At 65.7% G+C, this 24,004-nt stretch carries 24 protein-coding genes; 19 read left to right on the plus strand and 5 right to left on the minus strand.

Features of this window, described 5'->3' with window-relative positions; translation table 11 throughout:
* Window positions 1-6: 6 nt before the first annotated feature.
* Entirely contained in the window at window positions 7-897 is an 891-nt protein-coding gene (locus tag ACUY2Y_RS06035; RefSeq protein ID WP_448325238.1) for a LysR family transcriptional regulator, read from the minus strand.
* Window positions 898-967: 70 nt separating this feature from the next.
* Here ACUY2Y_RS06035 and ACUY2Y_RS06040 point away from each other — a divergent pair, with 70 nt between their 5' ends.
* The 4 genes from ACUY2Y_RS06040 to ACUY2Y_RS06055 are packed head-to-tail and all read left to right on the plus strand — an operon-like array spanning window position 968 to window position 4,077.
* On the plus strand, window positions 968-1,876 hold the full coding sequence (locus ACUY2Y_RS06040; protein WP_448325239.1) for an SLAC1 family transporter: 909 nt from the start codon (window positions 968-970) through the stop codon (window positions 1,874-1,876).
* A 24-nt stretch (window positions 1,877-1,900) separates the two neighbouring features.
* Window positions 1,901-3,070: a 5-(carboxyamino)imidazole ribonucleotide synthase gene (locus ACUY2Y_RS06045; RefSeq protein WP_448325292.1), complete on the plus strand. Its 1,170-nt coding sequence runs from the start codon at window positions 1,901-1,903 to the stop codon at window positions 3,068-3,070.
* A 28-nt stretch (window positions 3,071-3,098) separates the two neighbouring features.
* Window positions 3,099-3,605, plus strand: a complete 507-nt coding sequence (purE, locus tag ACUY2Y_RS06050; RefSeq protein ID WP_448325240.1) for a 5-(carboxyamino)imidazole ribonucleotide mutase — start codon at window positions 3,099-3,101, stop codon at window positions 3,603-3,605.
* Complete coding sequence (locus ACUY2Y_RS06055; protein WP_448325241.1) at window positions 3,598-4,077, plus strand: YdcF family protein; 480 nt, start codon at window positions 3,598-3,600, stop codon at window positions 4,075-4,077. Before purE ends, ACUY2Y_RS06055 begins: the two co-directional genes overlap by 8 nt.
* 24 nt (window positions 4,078-4,101) lie before the next feature.
* Here the strand turns inward: ACUY2Y_RS06055 and ACUY2Y_RS06060 are convergent, their stop codons facing one another.
* Window positions 4,102-4,824 (minus strand): TIGR03089 family protein, encoded by a 723-nt coding sequence (locus ACUY2Y_RS06060; protein ID WP_448325242.1) that lies wholly within the window; start codon window positions 4,822-4,824, stop codon window positions 4,102-4,104.
* Window positions 4,825-4,869: 45 nt separating this feature from the next.
* Window positions 4,870-6,471: an LCP family protein gene (locus ACUY2Y_RS06065; protein ID WP_448325243.1), complete on the minus strand. Its 1,602-nt coding sequence runs from the start codon at window positions 6,469-6,471 to the stop codon at window positions 4,870-4,872.
* A 177-nt stretch (window positions 6,472-6,648) separates the two neighbouring features.
* Between ACUY2Y_RS06065 and ACUY2Y_RS06070 the strand changes: the two genes are divergently transcribed.
* The 3 genes from ACUY2Y_RS06070 to ACUY2Y_RS06080 all read left to right on the plus strand — a co-directional run bounded on the left by ACUY2Y_RS06070 (window position 6,649) and on the right by ACUY2Y_RS06080 (window position 9,480).
* Window positions 6,649-7,563: a glycosyltransferase family 2 protein gene (locus ACUY2Y_RS06070; protein WP_448325244.1), complete on the plus strand. Its 915-nt coding sequence runs from the start codon at window positions 6,649-6,651 to the stop codon at window positions 7,561-7,563.
* 195 nt (window positions 7,564-7,758) lie between these two features.
* On the plus strand, window positions 7,759-8,847 hold the full coding sequence (locus ACUY2Y_RS06075; RefSeq protein WP_448325245.1) for a sugar phosphate nucleotidyltransferase: 1,089 nt from the start codon (window positions 7,759-7,761) through the stop codon (window positions 8,845-8,847).
* 342 nt (window positions 8,848-9,189) lie between these two features.
* Window positions 9,190-9,480, plus strand: coding sequence for a WhiB family transcriptional regulator (locus ACUY2Y_RS06080; RefSeq protein ID WP_282597884.1), 291 nt, complete (start codon window positions 9,190-9,192; stop codon window positions 9,478-9,480).
* Window positions 9,481-9,488: 8 nt separating this feature from the next.
* On the opposite strand, the gene ACUY2Y_RS06085 is transcribed toward ACUY2Y_RS06080, so the two are convergent.
* A complete protein-coding gene (locus ACUY2Y_RS06085; RefSeq protein WP_246875155.1) occupies window positions 9,489-9,887 on the minus strand; it encodes a metallopeptidase family protein in 399 nt (132 codons plus the stop codon).
* 242 nt (window positions 9,888-10,129) lie between these two features.
* Between ACUY2Y_RS06085 and ACUY2Y_RS06090 the strand changes: the two genes are divergently transcribed.
* The 4 genes from ACUY2Y_RS06090 (at window position 10,130) to manA (ending at window position 14,419) form a co-directional block, all read left to right on the plus strand.
* Entirely contained in the window at window positions 10,130-10,609 is a 480-nt protein-coding gene (locus tag ACUY2Y_RS06090) for a DUF3499 domain-containing protein (RefSeq protein ID WP_448325246.1), read from the plus strand.
* Between the two features lie 96 nt (window positions 10,610-10,705).
* Complete coding sequence (locus tag ACUY2Y_RS06095; RefSeq protein ID WP_448325247.1) at window positions 10,706-12,133, plus strand: phosphomannomutase/phosphoglucomutase; 1,428 nt, start codon at window positions 10,706-10,708, stop codon at window positions 12,131-12,133.
* Between the two features lie 12 nt (window positions 12,134-12,145).
* A complete protein-coding gene (locus ACUY2Y_RS06100) occupies window positions 12,146-13,177 on the plus strand; it encodes a hypothetical protein (RefSeq protein WP_448325248.1) in 1,032 nt (343 codons plus the stop codon).
* 48 nt (window positions 13,178-13,225) lie between these two features.
* On the plus strand, window positions 13,226-14,419 hold the full coding sequence (manA, locus tag ACUY2Y_RS06105) for a mannose-6-phosphate isomerase, class I (protein WP_448325249.1): 1,194 nt from the start codon (window positions 13,226-13,228) through the stop codon (window positions 14,417-14,419).
* A 10-nt stretch (window positions 14,420-14,429) separates the two neighbouring features.
* Here the strand turns inward: manA and ACUY2Y_RS06110 are convergent, their stop codons facing one another.
* Window positions 14,430-15,353 carry a hypothetical protein gene (locus ACUY2Y_RS06110; protein WP_448325250.1) on the minus strand — a complete coding sequence of 308 codons (924 nt, stop codon included), beginning with the start codon at window positions 15,351-15,353 and terminating at the stop codon, window positions 14,430-14,432.
* Window positions 15,354-15,707: 354 nt separating this feature from the next.
* Here ACUY2Y_RS06110 and ACUY2Y_RS06115 point away from each other — a divergent pair, with 354 nt between their 5' ends.
* The 8 genes from ACUY2Y_RS06115 (at window position 15,708) to hpf (ending at window position 23,844) form a co-directional block, all read left to right on the plus strand.
* The gene (locus ACUY2Y_RS06115) at window positions 15,708-16,061 is read left to right on the plus strand and encodes a DUF4259 domain-containing protein (RefSeq protein ID WP_210574162.1); all 354 of its coding nucleotides are present in this window, start codon (window positions 15,708-15,710) and stop codon (window positions 16,059-16,061) included.
* 74 nt (window positions 16,062-16,135) lie between these two features.
* On the plus strand, window positions 16,136-17,584 hold the full coding sequence (ahcY, locus tag ACUY2Y_RS06120; RefSeq protein ID WP_296147902.1) for an adenosylhomocysteinase: 1,449 nt from the start codon (window positions 16,136-16,138) through the stop codon (window positions 17,582-17,584).
* 34 nt (window positions 17,585-17,618) lie between these two features.
* Window positions 17,619-18,260 (plus strand): dTMP kinase, encoded by a 642-nt coding sequence (locus ACUY2Y_RS06125; RefSeq protein WP_448325293.1) that lies wholly within the window; start codon window positions 17,619-17,621, stop codon window positions 18,258-18,260.
* A gap of 35 nt (window positions 18,261-18,295) precedes the next feature.
* The gene (gene mtrA, locus ACUY2Y_RS06130) at window positions 18,296-18,979 is read left to right on the plus strand and encodes an MtrAB system response regulator MtrA (RefSeq protein WP_210574159.1); all 684 of its coding nucleotides are present in this window, start codon (window positions 18,296-18,298) and stop codon (window positions 18,977-18,979) included.
* A gap of 63 nt (window positions 18,980-19,042) precedes the next feature.
* Window positions 19,043-20,689, plus strand: a complete 1,647-nt coding sequence (gene mtrB, locus ACUY2Y_RS06135; RefSeq protein WP_448325294.1) for an MtrAB system histidine kinase MtrB — start codon at window positions 19,043-19,045, stop codon at window positions 20,687-20,689.
* Window positions 20,689-22,443 (plus strand): LpqB family beta-propeller domain-containing protein, encoded by a 1,755-nt coding sequence (locus ACUY2Y_RS06140; protein WP_448325295.1) that lies wholly within the window; start codon window positions 20,689-20,691, stop codon window positions 22,441-22,443. The genes mtrB and ACUY2Y_RS06140 overlap by 1 nt, the downstream gene beginning before the upstream one ends.
* A complete protein-coding gene (locus tag ACUY2Y_RS06145; protein WP_448325251.1) occupies window positions 22,440-23,048 on the plus strand; it encodes a ComF family protein in 609 nt (202 codons plus the stop codon). Before ACUY2Y_RS06140 ends, ACUY2Y_RS06145 begins: the two co-directional genes overlap by 4 nt.
* Window positions 23,049-23,160: 112 nt before the next feature.
* Window positions 23,161-23,844 carry a ribosome hibernation-promoting factor, HPF/YfiA family gene (gene hpf, locus ACUY2Y_RS06150; protein ID WP_210574153.1) on the plus strand — a complete coding sequence of 228 codons (684 nt, stop codon included), beginning with the start codon at window positions 23,161-23,163 and terminating at the stop codon, window positions 23,842-23,844.
* The last annotated feature ends 160 nt before the right edge of the window (window positions 23,845-24,004 follow it).

Here is a 24,004-nt window from a genome sequence, read left to right on the forward strand (position 1 = left end):
TGGTAGCTATTCGGAGGCGAGAGCTATCGCGATGAAGGCCGCTACGTCGTGAGAGGGCTGCGAGCCACGGCGGACCACGGCGGAGATGTCGCGAACGAAGAGCGGCTCAGCCTTCACGATGGCCACCTCGCCGAGCGTCACCTGGTCGGTCACCGCCGCCTGTGGAATAACAGTTGGCTCCCCAAGGGCAAGCATGCCCGCCCTCTGCGCTGACAGCGAGCCGAACTCACCGGCCGGTTCGGCGAGCTCGCCCAAGACCTTCTCGACGAGCGCCCTGCTGCCGGATTGCGGCTCGCGCACAACCAGCGGGGTCTTGCGGAGTTGCGCGGCGGTGATTGCGGTTTCGGCGCTGGCCCACGGGTGACCGGCCGGTACAGCCAACACCAGCTCGTCGCGGCACAGCACAGTCTCTGCGAGGTCATGGTGGGGTCGCCCTCCCTCAACGAGACCGAGGTCTATCTTCCCGCTGGCCACGACCTCACGTACCTCGTGGGAATTGCCCTGCATCATGGTCATCTTCACCGCCGGGTGTGCGGCGTGGAAACGGGCCGCCCAGGCGGGGTAGTAGACTTCCGCCACCGTGTTGGACACCGCGACCGTCATGCGGCGCGGGGTGCCGGAGTCCCTGAGCCGCTGCACCGTGTCGAGGAACTTGGTGCGGGCCTGGATCAGGTCGGGAAGGGCGCCGATAAGCAACGCTCCTGGGTCTGTGAGCCGCACGCCGTATGGCGAGCGTTCGAAGACCGTGATTCCCAGCGTTTCTTCGGCCCTGGAGACGCGGGTGGACATCGTCTGCTGGTTGAGTCCAGCCGTGCGTGCGGCGCGAGAGATCGAGCCGGCGTGGGCAACGGCCAGCAACGTCTCAAGGTCCGCCATCGCAGGTAAAGCGGGATACATGATTGCATGGTACCCCTCACAGGGAAGCTCGTCATCCGTGTTGGGCGCCTCACGGGGATAGCGTTGCGGCATGAACCAATTGCCGCCGCCGGGACCCGCTTGGGCCGGCTCCTTGATGGGCACGGCGATCCTGGCCACCCTGTGCCACATTCACGGCGTGCCCGTCGCGCCGTGGGTACTTCTTGCTGTGGCCGTGTGTGTGCTGGTGGTCATCGTGGCCGGATGGCTGCGCCACCGCACTCCGGGGTGGGACAGTGCCGCGATGGGGCCGTGGGGCATGTTCTCTATGGGGGTGTTGGCGCTCGGGTCCGCAGCAGCGGAGGTCACCGGCGCGCAGTCGTGGCAGGTGCTGTCGTGGTGGATCGGTGCTCCGCTGGGGTGGGCGGTGTGCTTGAACCAGCTGAGGCGTTTCGAAGGCTCGCCGACCTTCCAATGGGGCCTCGCACTCGTCGCACCGATGGTCGCCGCAACGAGCGCCGGTCAGCTGGGGTACCACGGGGCTGGCGTGGCATCTTTCCTACTCGCGATATGCGCGGCGCTGCCGGTCTTCGGATACTGCTACGTGTCTCTGCTGCGCGGGCGCATGAACATTCCCGACGGATTGGCCGGCACGGCATGGATCCCGCTCGGTGTGGTGGGGCAGTCCACGGCCGCCGCGCACGTGCTTTTCGACGAACGCGCCAGCCTAATTTATGGCGTGACCATCCTGGCGATCGGTGTGCTGCCGTTCATTTATGCTTCCCAGCGCTTGCTGCGCGGCGTGGCTGCTTGGGCCAACTACACCCCGGGCTGGTGGGGGTCGACCTTCCCGGTGGGCACATTGTGTTTGGGGATGCACCTGCTCTCGGAGCTGGACGGGTGGGGCTGGATGAATGCGATAAGTCAGGCGCTTCTGGCTGTGCTGGCCGTGCACTGGGTGCTGTGTGTGGTGCGTTTTAGTGCCTGGGCTCTTTCCCGTCGTCAAGGCTCACTAAGCTAGTCAGGCGTGAGAGATCCCCAAGGAATGCCCATCGTCGCCGTGATCGGCGACGGCCAACTCGCCCGCATGATGCACACCGAGGCAATTGAACTCGGCCTGAAGCCCCGCATCCTTGCAGGCAGCTACGATGCTTCGGCAGCGCAAGTCTTCGGCGATGTCGTCATCGGCGACTACAAGAACCTCGACGACGTGCAGAAAGTCTGCGACGGTGCCACCGCCGCCACCTTTGACCACGAGCACGTGCCCAACGAGTTCTTGGACGAACTCATCGCGGCGGGTGTCAGCGTGCAGCCGCAGCCGCGGGCGCTGATCTACGCCCAGGACAAGCTCGAGCAGCGCCGCAAAATGAAGGAGATCGGTGCGCCGGTGCCGGAATTCGCGCCGATCGAGTCAGCCACGGATGCCGGTGAGTTCTTCGAGTCCGTCGCTGGCGAGATGTGCCTGAAGGCCACCCGCGGCGGATACGACGGCCACGGTGTCTGGTTCCCGGATACCCGCGAGGAGGCGGAAAGCCTCGTGGCGGATCTGCTGGACAAGGGCACGCCGCTGTACGCCGAGCGCAAGGTCGATTTCGGCCGCGAGCTCTCCGCCATGGTCGCGCGCACCCCATCCGGCGAGGTCCGTGCATGGCCGGTCGTGGAATCGCGCCAGCGCGACGGCATTTGCGTCGAAGCGATCGCGCCCGCGCCGGGTATGACTGATAAGCAGGCGGAGTACTGCCGCGAGCTGGCGAAGAAGATCGCCACCGAGTTGGATGTCACCGGCGTTCTCGCCGTGGAGCTCTTCGAATGCGCGGATGAGGAAAAGAGCGTGATCGTCAACGAACTCGCCATGCGCCCGCATAACACCGGCCACTGGACGCAGGATGGCTGTGTCACCAGCCAGTTCGAGCAGCACCTGCGCGCGGTGCTGGACTGGCCGCTGGGTTCGGTGGAGACCACCGCGGTGTACACCGTCATGGTGAACACCCTCGGCGCGGACACCGAGCCGGAAGAGCCGATGGAAGACCGCGTCATCGAGGTCATGCGCCGCTACCCGGACGCCAAGGTCCACCTCTACGGCAAGGGCCACCGTCCGGGCCGCAAGATGGGGCACGTCAATGTCTCCGGCACGGACTTGGACACCGTGCTGGAGCGGGCGACCGCGGCGGCGGACATCATCGTTAACGGCAGTGGTGCTGCCGGGCAAGACTAGGACATTGCAGGACGCATAAGGAGCACGCATGGAACCGCAGGTAGGAATCATCATGGGGTCCGACTCGGACTGGGACACCGTCGCGCCCGCGGCGGAGATCCTCGCTGAGTTCGGCATCCGCTTCGAGGTCGGGGTTGTCTCCGCGCACCGCACGCCGGAGAAAATGCTGGCGTACGCCAAGGGTGCGCATGAGCGCGGCCTGCAGGTCATCATCGCCTGCGCCGGTGGTGCGGCACACCTGCCGGGCATGGTCGCTGCCGCCACGCCGTTGCCGGTCATCGGCATCCCGCGTGCGCTGAAGGACTTAGACGGCCTCGACTCGCTGCTGTCCATCGTGCAGATGCCGGGTGGGGTGCCCGTGGCCACGGTGTCCATTGGCGGCGCGAAGAACGCCGGCCTGCTCGCCGCGCGCATTCTCGGCTCTTCGGACCCGGCGATCCAGCGCCGCATGGTCGACTACCAGGCGAATATGGCCCAAGAGGTCGAGCGCAAGGACGAGGCGCTGCGCGAGCGTCTCCTCGGCGGCGGTGAATAGTACCCCGAACCCCGTGGTGGTGCTCGGGGCGCGCATTATCGACGGCCGGCCGTCGCGCATGCTCGAAGCGCGCCTGGCAACGGCGCTGTCTGTCGCGTCGACGCATTCCACCGCCCCCGTCGTGGTGACGGGAAAAGGGGAATCAGCAGTGATGGCGCGCTGGCTCATCGAGCACGGTCTGCCCGCTTCACGCATCGTGGAGGAACCCGAGGCGACCTCCACCAACGAGAACTTGGAGAATTCCCGGAAGCTCTTTCCGGATGCCGCGCGACTTATCGTGGTCACCAACGGTTTCCATGTCGCGCGCACGAAAGTCTGGGCCGCGCACCTCGGCGTGCCCATCACGGTAGTGGCTGCTCCGACGCCGAAGACGTCCCGGTTGAAGAACTACTCCCGGGAGATCATCGCCGTCCCGCACTCCGCCGCACGGGTGGTGTGGCGCAAACTCGTCCGTCGCTGGTTCGGGCGGTAGAAGCTGCTTCTCGCCCGGCGGCGACTAGGCGCGGCGGATGGTGACCTTCTCGGTCTCGGCGATCTGCTCGATGCGGTCGGCGGACGCCATCCCGGCGATGACCACCACGGAGCCGCCAGCGGCGAGTGGCGCCATCACATTCGCGTCGAATTCCTCGCGCGATGACCAAGCGGGAATGAGAATGCGTTCGGCTGTCGTTCCCGTTGCTGATTCACCGTCTGTGGGGGCGCTCCAGTCGGCGAGCTCGGGGGAGTCGCCGAAGTACTGGTCGCCGTAGAAGCGGACGGTCGGGCCGAAGTCGACGATGCCGGGCGGGAGCGTCCCGCCGGTCTCCGTCACGCCGCGGCCGAAAGGATCATTCGAGACCACCACGACATCGGTGCCCTTCGGCCAGTTCTCCAGCCGGTCGACGGTGGTGAAGACCAGGTTCGGGTTCGGGGTGTTTGTATCACCGGCATCGGTGTTTGTGTCGCCGGCGCCCGGGCTGACGGTGAAGGTCAGGCCGGCGTTGTAGATGCCGATGGGCAGGACGGCGGCCTGCCAGGAGATGGGTAGGTCCACGACGATCGTGGGTGCGGCGGAGGGGTCGTCGAATTCGAATTCCTCGACGAGCATGTTGGCGATCTTGTTGGCCCAGTTCTCCAGTGTCACGCCGGAGAACTCCATCCGCGTGCCGGCGGTCTCGTCGTAGACCGTCAGCCGGGGGCTGGCAGGGTCGGTGGACACGATCGGCGTGAGCAGGCTCATGGCAACCCATCGTAGGGAAAACGCTGCGGCCGGGTGAGCGGGGAGTTAGTTCACGCAGCGGGGGCCGGAGCCACCGGCGTTGATCTCCGGGGCGACCTCGGCGGCGCCGAAGTCCTCGCCCGGGGTGCCCACGGTGTCTTCCTCCGTCAGCTCGTCGGCACCGGCATCGGGGTCGACTTCGTCGGAGGCGGGGCCGGTGTAATCGTCGGCGGTGACCACGATGACGGAGCCGGGGTCGAGGGACTCGTTGACGGTGACGGGCAGGCCGCCGAGCAATTCAGCGAGTTCCGTAGCAGCCGGGTCGTCGGCGGTGGGGGCGACGACCTGGGAGGTGGCGTAAATGCCGGGGGTGGCGTTGCCGATGCTCTCGATCGTGAGCTTCTTCTCCTCCAGGAAGCCGCCGACGGCAGCAGCCAAGCCCGGAGTGCTGCCGGCGTTCAGCAAAGTGACCGACGCACCGGTCAAAGCGGCGGAGATATCGGCGGCGCCGTCCGTGCCATCGGGGTTGTCGGTGCCGGTCTCGTCGGTCGGCTCGGCGGTCTCTTCCTGCTTCTGGGCCAAGTCGTCCATGAAGTCGTGGACCTGCTGCGGGTCGACGGTGACGATGGACTCGCCATAATCGCCCACGCCGTTGACGGAGGTGACCGGGATGGTGGAGAAGGTGACATTGCCGGCGGCCAGGTCGGACATCTGGCTCACCAGGCCCATGACATTCCAGCCGGAATCGACATTGACGGAACGCTCCACCGCATTGGACAGTTCGCGCAGCTTCGCCGGGTTCGACAGGGTGCCGGCGGAGATCGCCTCGTTGACCAGGGAGGCCATGAATGCCTGCTGGCGGACGATGCGGTCCAGATCGCCGCGTGGCAGGTCGTGGCGCTGGCGGACAAATGCCAGAGCCTTCGTGCCGTCCAAAGTGGAGCGGCCGGCGGGGAATTTCGCGCCGGACAGCGGCTCGTCGACTGCCTCGTTCAGGCAGACCTCCACGCCGCCGACAGCGTCGGTCAGCAGCACGAAGCCGAGCAGGCCCACCTGGGCGTAGTGGTCGACTTCGACGCCGGTGAGGTCAGCGACGGCGTCGATAAGCCCCTGCTGCCCAGCTTGGGCGGCCTTCTCCTCGAGCTCCTTGCCTTCCTTCTCCCCGTCTTCGAGAAGTTCCTCGCGCTTATCGTTCGCGTACTGGCCGTAGACGCCGTTGATCTTCGTATTGCCGTAGGTCGAATCGTGGATGTACGTGTCGCGTGGGATGGATACGGCGGTGGCGCGGGAACCGTCGTTGGGCACACGGATCACCATGATCGTGTCTGTGTTCAGCTCACCGTCTGCCTCGCCCGCATTCAGGCGCGCCAACTCGTCTGCGGAAAGCGGGTTGCCCTGGGCATCGGTGCGGGAATCGGAGCCGACCAGCAGGATGTCCACTGCGCCGTCCTCGCCGTCGAGGTTGTCGTCCGACAATGTCAGATCCGTGGAGGAGAGGTTCCCGCCCAAGCGGCCCACGGAGTAGTACCCCAACGCGGAGACGAGCAGGATGAGGGCAGACAGCACCGCCAGCACTGCCTTCAGTGCCGGGTGGCCTGCCTGACTGATGTCCTTCACGCGGGAAGGGGCCGGCTGGATATCGCGCACCGGCCGGTATTTCACGCTCACGAAAATTGCCCCTCTAAGTCTCGTCCACACGCCGCCTGCCGTGCGGAGGTGCGGGCTGCCACGAGCAGCCCAGCGGAACCCCGCGCGGAGGGTTGTTCACATTAGGTGGAAAGTATAGTGCACACTCCCGCGCGCGCCGGGATCCAGCAGCAGCTGTCGGCTGTAAGCTGCCACACTGTGAGTACGACTTTTGGACGAGATGCCGCGGCGGGGCAGGGCGCTGCCCCGTTGGCCGTGATCACTGTGACGTTCTCGCCGGGGAAGCACCTGGCGGGGCTCGTCGATACGCTCAGCTCCGCCTCTGAATGCGAAACGCGCCTGATCTGCGCGGATAACGGTTCCACCGACGGCGTGCCGCAGGCGCTGGCCGCGGAGCGCGCGGACGTGGACTTCATGCCCACCGGCGGAAATATCGGCTACGGTGCGGCCATCAACGCTGCTGCCCGTCACCTCGCCGCGGCGCGTGAGGCTGGCGAGATCGACGGCGAGTACTTCCTCATCGTCAACCCCGATGTGGAATTCAGCCCCGGTTCCCTCGACCGACTGCTCGAGTGCGCGCGCGAGCACCCGCGCGCCGGGGCGGTCGGTCCGCGTATCGAGGAGCTCGACGGCTCGGCCTACCCGTCAGCGCGCGAAGTGCCCACGCTGGTCACCGGCATCGGGCACGCCGTGCTCTACCCGGTGTGGCCGGGCAACCCCTTCAGTAAGGCATATAAAGCGGGGGAGAACTTAACGACGGTCCGCCCCGCCGGCTGGCTGTCGGGCTCGTGCCTGCTCGTGCGCTGGGAAGCTTTCGACGCGATCGGCGGCTTTGACGAGCGCTACTTCATGTACTTCGAAGACATCGACTTCGGCGACCGTCTATCCCGCGCCGGTTGGGACAATATCTTCTGCCCTGATTCCGTGATCTTCCACGACCAGGGCCACTCGGCGAAGAAGCATTCCCGCGTCACCGTGCCCGCGCACCACGATTCCGCCTACCGCTTCCAGGCCGACCGTCACCCGCACGCCTGGCAGGCGCCGATCCGCGCCGCGCTGTGGCTGGGACTCAAAGGCCGCGCCGCGCTCGCGGGCCTGTGGGGCAGTGCTTGAAAGAGGGCTTTCCAGGCGAGTTCCTAGCCACTGTCCAGTCGCTTGGCCCCGTCAAAGCGCCCTATTGGCAGACCGAACCGTTAGGTTAATGCGCAAGCTTCTCCCGCGGCGGTGCCGCTGCGGGTGAGTTCAATTCCATACCTTCATCAACGAGACGACGAACGGTAGCAACCAACAGAAAGGCCGCACCACACAATGGCTCCCACGGTAGACCCCTCCCAGATCGATGCAGTCGTGCTGGTCGGCGGGCAGGGAACACGCCTGCGTCCGCTGACGGTGTCCACGCCCAAGCCGATGCTGCCCACCGCCGGTTACCCGTTTTTGGCGCACCTGCTCGCGCGCATCAAGGCCGCGGGCATCGAGCACGTGGTCATGGGTACCTCTTATAAGGCGGAGGTCTTCGAGGAATACTTCGGCGACGGCTCCGAGATGGGCCTGGATATCGAGTACGTCGTGGAGGAGGAAGCGCTGGGTACCGGCGGCGGCATCCGCAACGTCGAGTCGCGCCTGCGCTTCGACACGGCCATGATCTTCAATGGCGACGTGCTCTCCGGTGCGGACTTGAGCGGCATTTTGCAGACGCACGCCGATAAGGAAGCGGATGTCACGCTGCACCTCGTGCGCGTGCCGGATCCGAGCCAGTTCGGCTCCGTGCCCACTGACGCGGATGGCCGCGTGGAGGCCTTCCTGGAGAAGACGGAGGCGCCGCCGACAGACCAGATCAACGCCGGCTGCTACGTCTTCGAGCGCGACGTCATCCGTGCGATTCCGGAAGGCCGCGTCGTCTCCGTCGAGCGCGAGACATTCCCCGGCCTGCTCAAATCCGGCGCACGCGTCTACGGCCACGTCGATGCAAGCTACTGGCGCGACATGGGCCGCCCGTCGGACTTCGTCCAGGGCTCGTCGGACCTCGTCCGCGGTATCGCGCCCAGTCCGCTGTTGGAGGGGCGCACGGGAGAATCGCTTATCGACGAATCCGCTGGTGTTGCTGGCGGCGCCATCCTCGTCGGAGGAACCTCTGTCGGCCGCGGCTCCACCATCGGCGCGGGCTGCCGCCTCGATGACTGCGTGGTCTTCGACGGTGTCACCATCGAGCCCGGCGCCATGATCCGTGACTCCATCATCGCCTCCGGCACGACCATCGGTGCGAATGCGCGCATCCAGGACTGCGTGATTGGCGACGGCGTGAATATCGGTGCGCGCTGCGAGCTGCAGGGCGGAATGCGTGTGTGGCCGGGCGTGGATATTCCAGACCTGGGAGTGCGTTTTTCGCCGGACGCGTAGCGACACGCCGGGGAACCAGCGCATTAGTTGCTCGCGGGGGTACCCACCACTATATCTAGTACCCCCGCGCTCCACCCCCGCCGCGAGGGGTATGTGGCGCATGTGACTGATGTTGCGTGCGACGGCCGAAACCCGCGCTAATGCCCAGCGAAGCGATAGTTTTGTCCCGCTTCGTGTTGACGCTATTTAGTGCGCGAGGGTTGAATCACACTTGTGTAATCAGCGGCGGCCACACGGTGGGGGCGGTGCTGACGGCATGGCATTATGGCGGGCATTGGCAATCAGCGCCACGACAGCAACACGGCGACAAACAAGACTCAGAAAGGGGACGGCGTGGAAGACATGGTTTCAGGCGCCACTCTCCGCGGCGCGGCTGCGGGCGGAATGACCCTCGACGAACTGTTCGGCACCGTCGAGCAGGAGTGGCAGGACCAGGCCCTGTGCGCTCAGACCGATCCGGAGGCATTCTTTCCTGAAAAGGGTGGATCCACACGCGAGGCAAAGCGCATCTGCCAGGCATGTGCAGTGCGCGACGAGTGCCTTGAATACGCACTCGAGCACGATGAGCGCTTCGGCATTTGGGGCGGTCTCTCCGACCGTGAGCGTCGCCGCCTGCGCAAGCAGATCGGCTAACGCTTCACTCAGTACTGGAAATTCGGGTCGATATCCCGCGGGTCCAGATTCAGATAATGCGCGACCAGAGCGGTCAGAACCACAGTGAGTAGTTCTGACCGCTCTACTGCATTTGTGCAGCGCTGCTCGATCGGCATGCGGAAGATCACGATGCGTGCGCGCGTCGGATTCCCGGCGCGGTCCACGCCCGCCTGCAGTACGCGGCCCAGCGGGATCGGGCCGTCGGCGTAGATCTCGTCGGGCATGATCATGTCGGAACGCAGCCGCATGCGCGGGATCGTGTCTACTGCCAGGTCCACGCCGGTCAGATGGTCGAAATAGCGGTTCTGCAGCGGCGCATATGCTTCGAGCACTGCCTGGTCGAAGTCCATGGAGCGGGTGCGGTAGCGCGGGACGGACACCGGCATGAGCGGCCCCCGCACACTGTGGCCGTGCCGGTCGCGCCGCACGGGAAGGCGCGCGGTGTCCGTGCCTGCGCCTGCGGCCGGGCCGTGGCCGGGGCCGTTGCCGGAGCTGGTGTCCAAGCGTGCGGGATGTGCGCCGGGGTGAGTCATAGCTATCAATCTAGGACTGTGCGCCAGTGGGGCGAGTGCGGACGCGCCGCGCGTCGCGAGCCAAAAACTAAACCTTGGGTTTAGACTATTGCCCCGTGAGTACCTTCCGCCGTTGCTGTCGCCCCGGGTGTGGCCGCCCCGCCATCGCCACGCTCGTCTACGCGTACTCCGAGAAAACCGCCATCGTCGGGCCGCTGTCCCCGTCGCCGGACCCGCACGCGTGGGATCTGTGCCAGCGCCACTCCGAGCACATCACCGCCCCCGTGGGCTGGGAGATGGTGCGCATCGACAATATCGAGCTCTCCGACGAAGAAGAGATCACCGCCCTAGCCCAGGCCGTCAGCGAGGCCGGGCGCGTGACCACGGGCCTGGTGGATACCACTCAGGACCCGATCGAATTCGACACCGAGCGTGATTTCACCAACCCGGACACGTCCAACCACCCCGTGTACCGGACGAAGCGTGTCGGCGAGCACCTCGCCGAGCACAAGGCCGCCCGCCGCGCGCACCTGACTGTCGTGCCCGATCCGGATACGGATACAGATACAGAACAGACAGACACCGATTCGCGCTAGCGAGCGCCGATTCACGCTAGCGGGCGCCTGGGACTGCTCTGGGAGTGGCCGACAGGTCGACCCGTAGCACCCCGAACGCGTTTAAGATCGGGGGTCATGACTGAACAACCGTCACAGCCCGCACACCAGAACCGCACCCGCACTCGCTCCCGCGAGGATGTCGAGGCGGCCATCAAGGCCTACGACATTCGCGGTGTCGTCGAACCGGCTGATCAGGCCACTGTCGACGAGGACTTCGTCTTCGATGCCGGCGCAGCATTCGCCTCCATCCTGCGTGGGGAAGGGGAGACCACCCTCGCTGTCGGCCACGACATGCGCCCGTCGTCGCCGGCGCTGGCCGCCGCATTCGGCCGCGGTGTGACCAGCCTGGGCCTGAACGTCATCGAACTGGGCCTGACGTCTACCGACGAGCTCTACTTCGCCGCCGGCGTGATCGGCTGCGCCGGTGCGATGTTCACCGCCTCCCACAACCCGGCGCAGTACAACGGCATCAAGCTCTGCCGCACCGGCGCCACCCCGGTCTCCCAGGACACGGGTCTGGCGGAGATCACCGACATGCTGGTTGAGGGCGTGCCCGCCTACGACGGCGAGTCTGGCACGGTCAGCCAGCGCGATATTCTCGGCGAGTACGCGGACTTCCTCCGCGACCTTGTTCCGGTGCCGAACGACCGGAAATTGGTCGTCGCCGTCGACGCGGCCAACGGCATGGCTGGCCACACCGTCCCGGCGGTGCTGGGAGCTGAGGAGAACCTCGATATCCGTCCGCTCTATTTCGAACTCGACGGCACGTTCCCCAACCACGAGGCGAATCCGCTGGATCCGAAGAACCTGGTGGACCTGCAGGAGTTCGTCGTCAAGCAAGGCGCGGATATCGGCCTCGCCTTCGATGGCGACGCCGACCGCTGCTTCGTTGTAGACGAGAAGGGCGAACCAGTCTCCCCGTCGGCGATCACCGCGCTGGTGGCAGAGCGCACGCTCAAGGCGTCTCCGGGTGCGACGATCATTTACAACGCGATCACCTCACAGGCTGTGCCGGAGCTGATTGAAGCTAAGGGCGGCACCCCGGTGCGCACGCGCGTGGGCCATTCCTACATCAAGGCTGAGATGGCCGATAAGGGTGCGCTGTTCGGCGGCGAGCACTCCGCGCACTACTACTTCGCCGAGTTCTTCAACGCAGATTCCGGCATGGTCGCCGCCCTTCACGTGCTCGCCGCCCTGGCGGAGCAGGACGCCCCGCTGAGCGAGCTCATGGCCAGCTACAACTGCTACGCCGCATCCGGCGAGATCAACTCCGAGGTCGCCGACCAGGACGCGACGATGGAGGCAGTGGTCGAAGCTTTCGCCGACCGCACGGAGAATGTCGACCGTCTCGACGGCGTGACCATATCGCTGAAGGACACGAAGGCCTGGTTCAATGTCCGCGCCTCCAACACCGAGCCGCTGCTGCGCCTCAACGTGGAGGCTGAGACCCAGGACGAGGTCGACGCGCTCGTCGCTGACGTGCTGGGCATCATCCGCGGTTAAGGAGCGTGGAAAATGGCACCTGAGACGAATTCTGACCTGGGCGCCGACGACCGGAGCTACTACGACGGGGCAGCCGGCTACGACATCGAGTCCGTCCGCTTCTTCGACGTCGCCCACGAAGGTGCGCACGTCCGGGCTATCGCGCAAGCAGCAGAGCTTCTCGACGGACTGCGGAACACCTCGCCGCGCAGCGTCGTCGTGCTGGTCACCGACGCTGTCTCAGAGGCCGCGGCACAGTGCGCTGTCGCGCTGCTGGATTTCGGCCGCGCCCCAGTGATGGTCACCCGTTTCGTGCCTGAATTCGTCGGCGCCCTCGATGTCGTCATCGCCGTGGGCGATGCCCCCGACGCGGAGAACGCCACCCGCCTGATCAGCGCGGCTGCCGGCCGCGGCGCCGAGGTCGTGCTCGCCGGTCCCGCATCCGGCCCGGTGGTCGAGGACATCCCGCGCGGCGTGATCTGCCTGCCCGCCCCGCCGACAGCGGACGGCGCGTCCCCGCTGCGCACCATCGCCGCGATCGCCGCGGTGTGCGCCGCACTCACGGACACGCAAGCGCTTATCGACGGCCCCGCCGACGCCATCGACTTCGAACTCCGCCAGCTCTCCCCGGAACGCGACGTGTCGGTCAATGCTGCGCGTCAGCTGCGTGAATTCGTCGACGGCGCACGGATCTTGCACACCGGATACACCCCTGTCGGTGCCGCGGTGGCCGCGCTGGTCTCAGCGCTATGGTCCGCCCATGGCCTGCCCAGCGGCTTTGTCGGCCGCGAGGACCTGGCTCGGGCGTTGGAGCAGACTTCCGCCGAGTCGGCGGGTAACTCGAGCGGGGCGGCGGACGATATCTTCTATGACCCCCTCATTGACGGGCCGCCCGCCCAGGTGCCGGTGAAGACCATCGTCTGGGCGCAGCGTGACGCGCACCTATTCGGGGCACGCGCCGAATACGTCGAGGCCGACGGCGCGGCCGTTACAGGAGACGAGTTCTCCGCGGCGCTCCGGCTCATCGTGCGTGGCCTAGCGGCTACGGCAATGCAGGTCGAGTGAGATAACTACAGCAAACAGAACACGCAGTAGGAGAAGAGGCGAACACACGTGGAGCTGCTCACACCAGCGCTGCAGACCTATCCGTGGGGCTCGCGAACACTATTGGCGGACCTGCGCGGGGATGAGTCCCCGTCGGCGACACCGGAGGCGGAGCTGTGGTTCGGTTCGCACCCCGCGGCACCCGCCACGATCGAGGGCGTGGGGCTGGACGAGGTCATCGCCGATGACCCCGCCGACGCACTCGGGGTAGAGGTCCGCGGGCGCTACGGCGACTCGCTGCCGTTCTTGCTGAAGATCCTCGCGGCTGATTCCCCGCTGTCCATCCAGGCGCACCCGACATCGGCGCAAGCCCGCGCCGGATTCGAGGCGGAGAACGCCGCCGGGATCGCGCTGGATGCGCCGGAGCGAAATTACAAAGACCCGAACCACAAGCCCGAACTGCTCGTCGCGCTCACGCCTTTCCGCGCGCTCGCGGGGCTGCGCCCGGCGAAGCAGACACTCGAATTCTTCGACTACCTCGACTGCCCGGTGCTCAGCCGCTATTCGGCCATGCTCCAATCGGAAAACGAGGAAGAAGGCCTTCGGGCACTTTTCACCACGTGGATCTCACTGCCGCGCGCCAAGCGGGTGGAGGTGATTGACGGGGTGCGGGGATGCGTCGATAAGCGTGCATTTTCCGGCACGCCGGACTGGATGCGCGAAGCCGCGCGCTGCTTCGTCGAATTGGACGAGGCGCACCCGGGCGATGTCGGTGTGCTGGCGTCGCTGCTGCTCAATTTCGTTGAGCTCGCCCCCGGCGAGGCGATGTACCTCGGTGCCGGGCGGCTGCATGCCTACCTGTCGGGCATGGCCGTGGAGATCATGGCGAACTCGGATAATGTGCTCCGCGGCGGGCTGACCACCAAGCATGTGGACGTGCCGGAACTGGTGCGCATCACCGATTTTTCCACGCTGGTGAACCCGCGCGTGCCCGCTAATGCGGTCGACGGCGCGTGTGCTTTCGACGTGCCGGTGCGGGATTTCCACCTCACCCGCTACGAGCTCGCTGACGGTGCCGGCTTCGATGCGGTCTCCGCTGGTCCGGCGATCGTTCTGTGCACCGACGGTGCGGTCGATTGTGGCCCGCTCGAATTGACCCCGGGCACCGCCGCGTGGATTCCCGCTTGCGACCCGGATGTGCGCGTGAGCGCTCGTGACGGTTCTGACCAAGCGGAAGTGTTCTACGCGCGGGTAGGGAAGTAGCTGCTTCTAGCTATTTTTCTGTGGAGTTGGTCTCCGCGGAATTCGCCTGCGCGTCCGACTTCGGGGGCAGTGCAGCGCCTTCGGCCGTTTCCGGAACCTCGTCCTTGGCGTTTTCGGGAGCCGGGGCCTGCTGCACGCGCGTGGATGCGGAGAACGGGTCCTCCGGGCGCTTCTTCGGCGCGTCCTGCTTCTCATCGGCAGCGGGAGCGACACCCAGTGCTTCGGCAGCGGCCCTCGCATCCGATGGGGCAATCTCGATCGTGTCGTTGCCGGACTGCAGTTCCGCATCAACCGCCGGCGGGTGCGCACCTTCCTGGACTCCGGGCTCCGCAGGCTCGGACGGACGCTTAGGCTCGGACGGTTCATTCGGCACCACGGTCGTGGAGCCCGACGGCGTCGTCGCCTCCGGTGCCTCGCCCTGCGGGGTGGACGAGTCAGCGCTATCCGGTGCGCGCTGCGGCGCCGGGGCGGATGTGCGGACGCTCTGCTGCTGTTGCGGCTGCGGCTGTTGCTGCTGCGGCTGAGCCGGGGCAGGTGCCGGCGCGGCATTCGTCGGACGGTAGTAGGACGGCTCAGCGGATTCGCCGCGGTTGCCGTTCAAATTCGCGTTCGGCGGGGCCAGCGGATCCTTGACCGGGCCCGCGACGTTGCCGCCGCCGTTGCCATTGCCAGCACCGGTGGAAGCGTCCATGCCAGCGCTTGCGGAGCCGTCAGTGGTCTCGCTGGATGACATCTCGGAGGACGTGGGCTCATCCGCGGTGCGCTGCTGCGCGGTCGCGTCCGTGGCGGCGACAGGCTGGCCAGCGAATTCCGTCTCCTGGCTGTTCAGGGTCACACCCGAGTCAGAGACCTTCCACACCAGCAGGCCGACGAGCACCGCCAGAGTCAGGCCAGAGGTAAGGAAAATGGCGAAGCGGCGATTGGTCAGTTCCATCTCCGGCATCTCCTTACCTCCCTGAGTGTTTTTCGCGTTCGGCTGCGCGGTGTGCTTGTTACTTGGTATATCGCTATTGATGACTCAGCGTTAACTCGTGCTTCATTGTGTTCCGTGAGGCCCCCGTGACCTGCGTGTGAGCCCGGCCACGTGGTGCTCATAACAACTCGATAACAAGCTACCAATTAATCGTGCGTGAATCCACCCCCAATTCTTGGCCCGGCGTGTCGCACATACCGCGTCTGCCTCCCGCAGAGCCCGAAATAGGTGGTGGACATCCCGCCAGCGAGACAGTAGAAGTGGACCTTGACGTAGTTGACTTAAGCGCACGGGACGAGCCGGAAGGAGCACGGCGTGAGCACCTGGGACATGGCCATCTTCGATGAGGATGTGAACGTCGATTTTCTCGACGACCTAGCGGAAATGGACTTCGACGAAAGGGTAGAAGCGGTGCGTGATGCGTGCCTGCTGGCCCGCGACAAGGACAACGCCTCCGAGGACGACCTCCTCAACGGCCAGGCCGCAGCCACCATCGCCGCGATCTGGGCGGGTGCGCCGTTCAGCGCCGGCGAGACCGCAGACACCTACTCTTTCCTGCGCGCGTCTTCCGTCGAGCTCGACGAGAAGCTTATCGATGCAGCGGTGACGATCCTCGAGGACGTCGACTCCGAGCAGGACGTCGACCAGTTCATCGAGGCACTGTCCTAAGCACTGCGGCCGAACCCTTAAGCTGGCCACGACACATCATTGACGCGCATTTGCATTATCAAGGAGAGAAATCAATGAACCAGGATCTCAGCCAGGACTTCAAGGTCGCCGACCTGTCCCTGCATGAGGCAGGACGCAAGCAGATCGACCTGGCCGAGCACGAGATGCCGGGACTTATGCAGCTGCGCCGCGAATACGCAGAAGAGCAGCCGCTGGCCGGTGCACGCATCGCCGGTGCGATCCACATGACCACCCAGACTGCGGTGCTCATCGAGACCCTGACCGCCCTTGGCGCCGAGGTGCGTTGGGCGTCCTGCAATATCTTCTCCACCGAGGACCCGGCCGCAGCCGCCATCGTCGTGGGCAAGGACGGCACGCCGGAGGACCCGAAGGGCGTGCCCGTCTTCGCATGGAAGGGCGAGACCCTCGACGAGTACTGGTGGTGCATGAAGCAGATCTTCACCTGGGGTGAGGGCGTGTACCCGAACATGATCCTCGATGACGGTGGCGACGCCACCATGGCTGTGATCAAGGGTGCCGAGTTCGAAAACGCCGGCGCTGTCCCGTCCGCCGCGGACACCGATTCCGACGAGCAGGTCGCCTTCTTCAACATGCTCCGCGAAACCTTGGCGGAGGATTCCACCAAGTGGACCGAGACCGCGAATCGCGTCCAGGGTGTCACCGAGGAGACCACCACCGGTGTGCACCGCCTCTACCACTTCGCCAACGAGGGCACCCTGCCGTTCCCGGCGATGAACGTCAATGACGCGGTGACCAAGTCCAAATTCGACAACCGCTACGGCACTCGCCACTCCGTCATCGACGGGCTCAACCGCGGCACCGACATGCTCATCGGCGGCAAGAAGGCGCTCGTGTGCGGCTACGGCGACGTGGGCAAGGGCGTTGCCGAGTCGCTCGACGGCCAGGGCGCGATCGTGTCCGTCACTGAGGTCGACCCGATCAACGCGCTGCAGGCGCTCATGGACGGCTTCAAGGTCGTCACCGTCGACGAGGCGATCGGGGATGCCGACATTATCATCACTGCCACCGGCAACCTGGGCATCATCACCTTCGACGACATGCTCAAGATGAAGGACCACGCTGTGCTGGGCAATATCGGCCACTTCGACAACGAGATCGATATGGCCTCGCTGCTGCACCGCGAGGATGTCACCCGGATGAATATCAAGCCGCAGGTGGACCTGTTCACCCTGCCCAGCGGCAATTCCATCATCGTGCTCTCCGAGGGCCGCCTGCTCAACCTGGGCAACGCCACTGGCCACCCGTCGTTCGTCATGTCCAACTCTTTCGCCGACCAGACCATCGCGCAGATCGAGCTGTTCACCAATAACGGCCAGTACGAGAACCAGGTGTACCGCCTGCCGAAGATCCTCGACGAGAAGGTCGCGCGCATTCACGTCGAAGCCCTGGGCGGCACGCTCACCGAGCTGTCCAAGGAGCAGGCCGAGTACATCGGCGTCGACGTCGCTGGTCCGTTCAAGCCCGAGCACTACCGCTACTAACTTCGCAGAGCTCAGTTAGCAGCGAGGTGGCATGATGATCATTGCTCTCGAAGGGATCGACGGCGCCGGCAAGCACACCCTGGTTCAAAAACTGATCCGCGAACTCCCGACCGTCGACGGGATCGACAGCGCGGCCACGATGGCGTTTCCGCGTTATAACGAGTCCATCCATGCTCAGCTGGCCGCCGACGCCCTGCACGGGAAGATGGGGGACCTCACCGACTCCGCGCACGGGATGGCCGTCATGTTCGCGCTTGACCGGCATGGGGTCGTGGATGAACTGCGGCGCTGGGCGTCGTCGATAAGCGATGTGCTCCTGCTCGACCGCTACGTCGCGTCGAATGCGGCGTACACGTCGGCGCGCACGGGGCGCACCAGCGACCGCGCGTGGGTCGCCGAGCTCGAATTTGAGCGCCTCGGCCTGCCGCGGCCGGACCTGCACGTCCTCGTCGACACCTCGCCGGAGACCGCGCGCGAACGCGCCGCGAAACGCGAAAGCCTCGACGCCTCTCGCACCCGCGACCGCTACGAACGCGACACCGCCCTGCAAGACGCCACGTACGCGGCCTACGTCGACATGGCGGAACACGACTGGGAGGGCCGGTGGCTCCGCGCGAGCGAAACGGGGCCTATCATGCAATCTATCGGCGCAATTTCGCGCCCACCCGCGCACTAAGGTATGCGGTAACGCAACGCAGCAAGGAGTCAAAGATGACGAACAAGATCCTCGTCGTGGACGATGACCCCGCGATCTCCGAGATGCTGACCATCGTGCTGGAGGCTGAAGGGTTTGAAGCAAAGCCCGTCGTCGACGGCCTTGAGGCGATCCCCGCGTTCCGTGAATACCAGCCGGACCTGATTCTGTTGGACCTCATGCTCCCGGGCATGAGCGGCGTGGATATCTGCAAGGAGATCCGCAAGGAATCCGCTGTGCCGATCGTCATGCTCACGGCCAAGACCGACACCGTCGACGTGGTCCTGGGCCTGGAATCCGGCGCGGACGACTACATCACCAAGCCGTTCAAACCGCGTGAGCTCGTCGCCCGCATCCGCGCGCGGCTGCGCCAGAACACCGACGAACCCAGCGAAGTGCTCGAGATCGGCGATCTGACGGTCGACGTTCCTCAGCACATCGTCACCCGCGGCGACACCGAGATCAACCTGACCCCGCTCGAATTCGACCTGCTCGTCGAGCTGGCGCGCAAGCCGCACCAGGTGCATACCCGCGAGGAACTCCTCGAATCCGTGTGGGGCTACCGCAATGCCTCTGACACCCGACTGGTCAACGTGCACGTCCAGCGCCTGCGCTCCAAGATCGAGCACGACCCGGAGAATCCCGAGATCGTCCTCACCGTCCGCGGAGTGGGCTACAAGACTGGACGGCCGGGGGTGTAACAGACCCTGGTTACCAACCTGAAACGGGCCAGGGACAACCTTGCCCAACGGTGGCGGACCTCGCTGCAGGTCCGGTTCGTGGGCACGGTGCTCATCGTCTCCGCGATCGTCATGGGCGTGCTCGCGCTCGCCCTCGCGTCCGTGGTCACGCAGCGCCTCGTGGACCTGAAACTGGAAAACGCAGAGAACGACCTCGAGCGTGTCCGCGGCACGGTGGAGGAGCAGCTGCGCAATACCTCCGCCACGGGCGCGTCCACCCAGGGGCGCCTCAACACCGCGCGTGCGGCATTGGCGCAGAGCTCCCAACAAGACCAACCCGCCACCGGCGCCTACGAGCCGGTGCTGGTGGTGCCGCAGAAGAACGGGGTGATCACCTCCCCGGAGAATTTCACGGTCCCGCAGCGCCTCACCGATTTCGTCGCCCAGGGGCAGGTGGCCTACCAGTTCAACCCCGTCAACAGCGGCGAGCGGATCTACGACGCGCTGATCATCGGCACACCGACTGATTCCGATATTCCGGGGCTGCAGCTCTACCTCGTCATGGACATGCAGTCGGAGCGTCAGACGCTCGCGCTCATGCGCGGCCTGCTCACCTCCGCCGGCATCGTCGTCGTGGTGCTGCTCGTGGGCATCGCGTGGCTGTCATCGCAACAGCTCGTCGCCCCCGTGCGCTCCGCATCGCGCATTGCCGAGCGGCTCGCTGGCGGACACCTGCGCGAACGCATGGCCGTCGAGGGCGAGGACGAGATGGCGCGCCTGGCGCTGTCCTTCAACGACATGGCCGACAACCTGTCCAGCAAGATCACACAGCTGGAGGAATACGGCGACCTGCAACGTCAGTTCACCTCGGATGTCTCGCACGAGCTGCGCACACCTCTGACCACAGTGCGCATGGCCGCCGACATGATCGCCGGGGACGAGGAGAACCTCGAACCGCACACCCAGCGCGCCTCCCAGCTCATGATCCGCGAGCTCGACCGCTTCGAAGCGCTGCTCGCAGACCTGCTGGAGATTTCGCGTCACGACGCCGGTGTGGCCGACCTGTCCGCCGCCAAAATGGACGCGCGCTCGCCGATCGAATCCGCCTGGGCCCAGACCTCTGTGCTGGCCGAGGAGCTCGATGTGGCCGTCGAATTCGACGTGCCCGACGAGCCCGTGCACATGGTCGGCGATGCCCGCCGCATCGAGCGCATCGTGCGCAACCTTTTGGCCAACGCGATCGACCATTCCGAGGGCAACCCGGTGTGCCTCGAACTGGCCGCCAACGACGAAGCCGTGGCCATCACCGTCACCGACGGCGGCGTGGGGCTCAAACCAGGGCAGGAGGAGCTGGTGTTCAACCGCTTCTGGCGCGCCGATTCCTCCCGCAAACGCCACTCCGGCGGCACCGGCCTGGGCCTGGCCATCGCCCGCGAGGACGCGCAACTTCACCACGGCATCCTCGACGCAGCCGGCACCGCCGGTGTCGGCTCCCAGTTCCGTCTCGTGCTGCCGCGTGACCCGGAGGCCGGTTACACACAGGCACCGCTCGAGCTGCGTGCTCCCGGCGCGCCCGAGGAAGAGGAAGCGCCTGAGCTCGTGCGCACCCAGCGCGACCTGCCGGCCCTGCCTTCTGGCACGTCCCGGCCCGAGGCAGCGACGTCGATGGACGCCTCTGATTTCGCCGCGCCCAAAGGCTCCGCCGAGTCGGCCGAGGAGCGTGAGCAGTGATGCACGCACAGGTGACCAAGAAGACTGGGTGGGTCCGAGGAGCACTCGGTGTCTGCTCGGCAGCAATGCTGTTCACAGTCGCAGGCTGCGCGACTCTGCCCACGAGTACAGAGCCGCACGTTCTCCACGCCTTCGAAGGGCGGCCGGACCCGCAGCTGGTCATGGAGCCGACCCCGGATGCCGAACCGGATCTCTTACTGCGCGAATTCTTCGCGGCCTCCGCCAACCCATCCGGACAGTACGAAGCGGCGCGCCGCTACCTCACCGGGCCGATGGGGCAGGCGTGGGAGCCGCACGAGGAAACGCTCATCCTGGACACCTTCGAGCTCACCTCCCGGCCCATGACCGACCAGTCCAAGCGGTCGTATGTGGTGGAAGGACGCATCGTGGGCAGGCTGGGCCCCGGCGGAGTGTTCCGCCCGGATAACCAACTGTACGAAGCCACGATGGAACTGGCGCAAGAGGACGGCCAGTGGCGCATTGCGGGCCTGCCCAACGACGTGGTGGTGGACCGCATCGAATTGCGCAACCACTACGAGCCCCGGAACGTCTATTTCTACGACTCCACCGACCAGGGGCTCACCCCGGACCGCCGCTGGGTCTACGCCGGTGCTGCGTCGAAAGAGGACGCGTTGCTCAACCTGCTCGTCGGCGGCCCCTCGTCCGTGATCGCCCCGGCCGCGTCTACCGCCGTGGCAGACGATGTCGCCTACACCGGCTCCACCGACGGCGTGTACCGCTTCACCGGTCTGGCCGATGCAGAAGAAAAGACCCGCGCCCGCTTCGCCGCGCAAGTGGTGTGGACACTCGCTGCCGCCGGTGTGCCCGGCCCGTACCCGGTCACCCTCAACGGCGTGCCGGTCGTGGGGGAGACAACGGAGCTGTCCACAGATCAGTTCCGGGACCTCAACCCGATCAAGCAGCTCGAGGGCGGACCTGCCCTGTACACCCTGAGCGATGGGCGGGTGAGCAGTGTGGACACCGTCTCCGAGGAAGAAGAGCCGGTGGTGGAGCCCGTCGAATCGCTCAACAAGCTCGGCAGCGTGTCGTCGGTGGACATCGGCGACGAGGGCAATTTCGCCGCCGTGATCAACGTCAGCGACGACGAGCAAGCGCTCGTGGTCGGCGATGTCGACGGCACCAACAAAGAAGTGCAGCGCGCCGGCAGCTTCACCCGCCCGAGTTTAGAGCCCGACCACAATGCCGCCTGGGCGGTGGCCGACGGCAAGGGCGTGATCCGCGCTGAACGCTCCACGGCGACCGGCGAGGTGAGCGTGAACAGTGTGCAGGTGGAATTGCCCGAGAATGTGGACGGTGAAATCACCTACCTGCGCTTGTCCGGCAGCGGCTCCCGGGTGGCCATGATCGTCGACGGCCACCTCATCGTCGGTGTGGTGGAGCGCCGCGACGATGGTCAGCGCGCCGTGGTCAACACCGTCAAATACGCCGAGGTGGAGCTCGACGGCTCCGCTGTCAGCGTGGATTGGCAGCCGGACGGTTCGCTTCTGGTGGGCACGTCCGCCAGCCAGCGCCCCGTGGTGCGTGTCGAGCAGGACGGCTCTTCGCTTACCGCGCTGCCGTCCGGCAATGTCGGCGGTCCCGTCGTCGCTGTCGGCGCTACCGCGGAGATGATGTACATCACTGACTCGAAGGTGCTCATGCACATGCCGCTACCCACGAAAGATTCGCTGAACTGGCGTGAGGTTCCCGGCCAGCAAGGCGTGCGCGCCGCCCCGGTTGTGCCGCGGCCATGATCTTCGACCTGTTGTTTCCGCGCCAGTGCGCCGGATGCCGGACTCCCGGAGAAAAGCTGTGCCAGCGGTGCCAGAAGCAGCTTTTATCGCCGCCTTTCCGCGTCACACCGCGCGTTCCGGTTCACGTTCCGGTGTATGCGCTCGGCACATATTCCGACCCGCACCGCGGTGTGATCCTCGCGATGAAGGAGCGCAAGAATCTCGCGGTGCGGCGCGAGATCGGCGCGGTACTCGGTGCGATGCTGTTCCGGCTCGAAGCCAACGGGGAGTTGGCGGAGTGCTCAGCGCTCGTTCCCGCACCGACACGGCCGTCCTCGGCCCGCGACCGCGGTGGAGACCCGGTGGCCGGAGTCTGCGGCTTCAGCGGCCGGACCGTGCACAATGTGCTTCGGCTGGCGGAGGACACTCCCGACCAGGGTGCACTTAGTGAAGCCGGGCGTCGGCGGAACCTGCAGGGCAATGTCTTCCTCGACTCTGTCCCATCCGGCCCCCTGGTCGTGGTGGACGATGTGGTGACCACGGGGGCGACGCTGCAAGCGAGTGTTGAGATACTGCTTGCCCACGGCGCGGATGTGCGTGGGTGCGTCGTTCTGGCAGCCGCCTGATTTCCGCGTTACAAACATGTGAACTCATGTAAACCGTGCGATGGCGGTAGGTATAATTCTAAGTAGAGCGAGCGATCGCGTTCGACGTGTCCGACTAGAAGGAGGAAAGCAGATGACCTCTGCAAACGAGAACAAGAACGAAGCCCTGAGCCCCGCCGCACAGGTGACCATCACGGGCCGCAACGTCGAAGTTCCGGAGCACTTCCAAGAGCGCGTGAATGGCAAGCTGGCCAAGATCGAAAAGCTCGATCCGACGTTGACCTTCTTCCACGTTGAGCTGCAGCACGAGCCGAACCCGCGCCGTGAAGCACAGGCCAACCGTATCCAGATCACCGCGACCGGCAAGGGCCACCTCGCACGCGCCGAGGCCAAGGAAGACAGCTTCTACGCCGCACTCGAATCCGCGATCGGCAAGATGGAGCGCTCCCTGCGCAAGGTGAAGGTCCGCCGCGAGATCTCCATGGGCGGCCACCGCAAGCCGAAGTCCACCGGCGAGATCGCAGCCGAACTCGCCGCAGAGGCAGAGCAGGCACGCGCCAAGGAGAACCAGGAGCAGCCCGCCGACCCGTACGCAGCGCAGATCGAGGATCAGCTGCCGGGCCAGGTCGTGCGCACCAAGGAGCACCCGGCCACCCCGATGAGCGTGGATGCCGCGCTGTCCGAGATGGAGCTGGTGGGCCACGACTTCTACTTGTTCATCAATGAGGAGACCTCTCGCCCGTCCGTGGTGTACCGCCGCCACGCGTACGACTACGGCTTGATCACCCTCGTGCCTGAGGAGGGCGCGGACAACTAGTCCCAGCCCCGCTGACCGCCTGCCCGTTTCCCCGCACCGAGTGCTGGGGGAGCGGGCAGCAGCGTTTTCACAGCTTTCTGCCAGGACAACTGCACGCCTGAAAGTGGTTGCAAACATGCGCGTGCGTACAATGGCGGTTTGAATAACGAGCAGAGTTGTT

The sequence above is a fragment of the Corynebacterium sp. 20-84 genome (genome assembly GCF_053479455.1).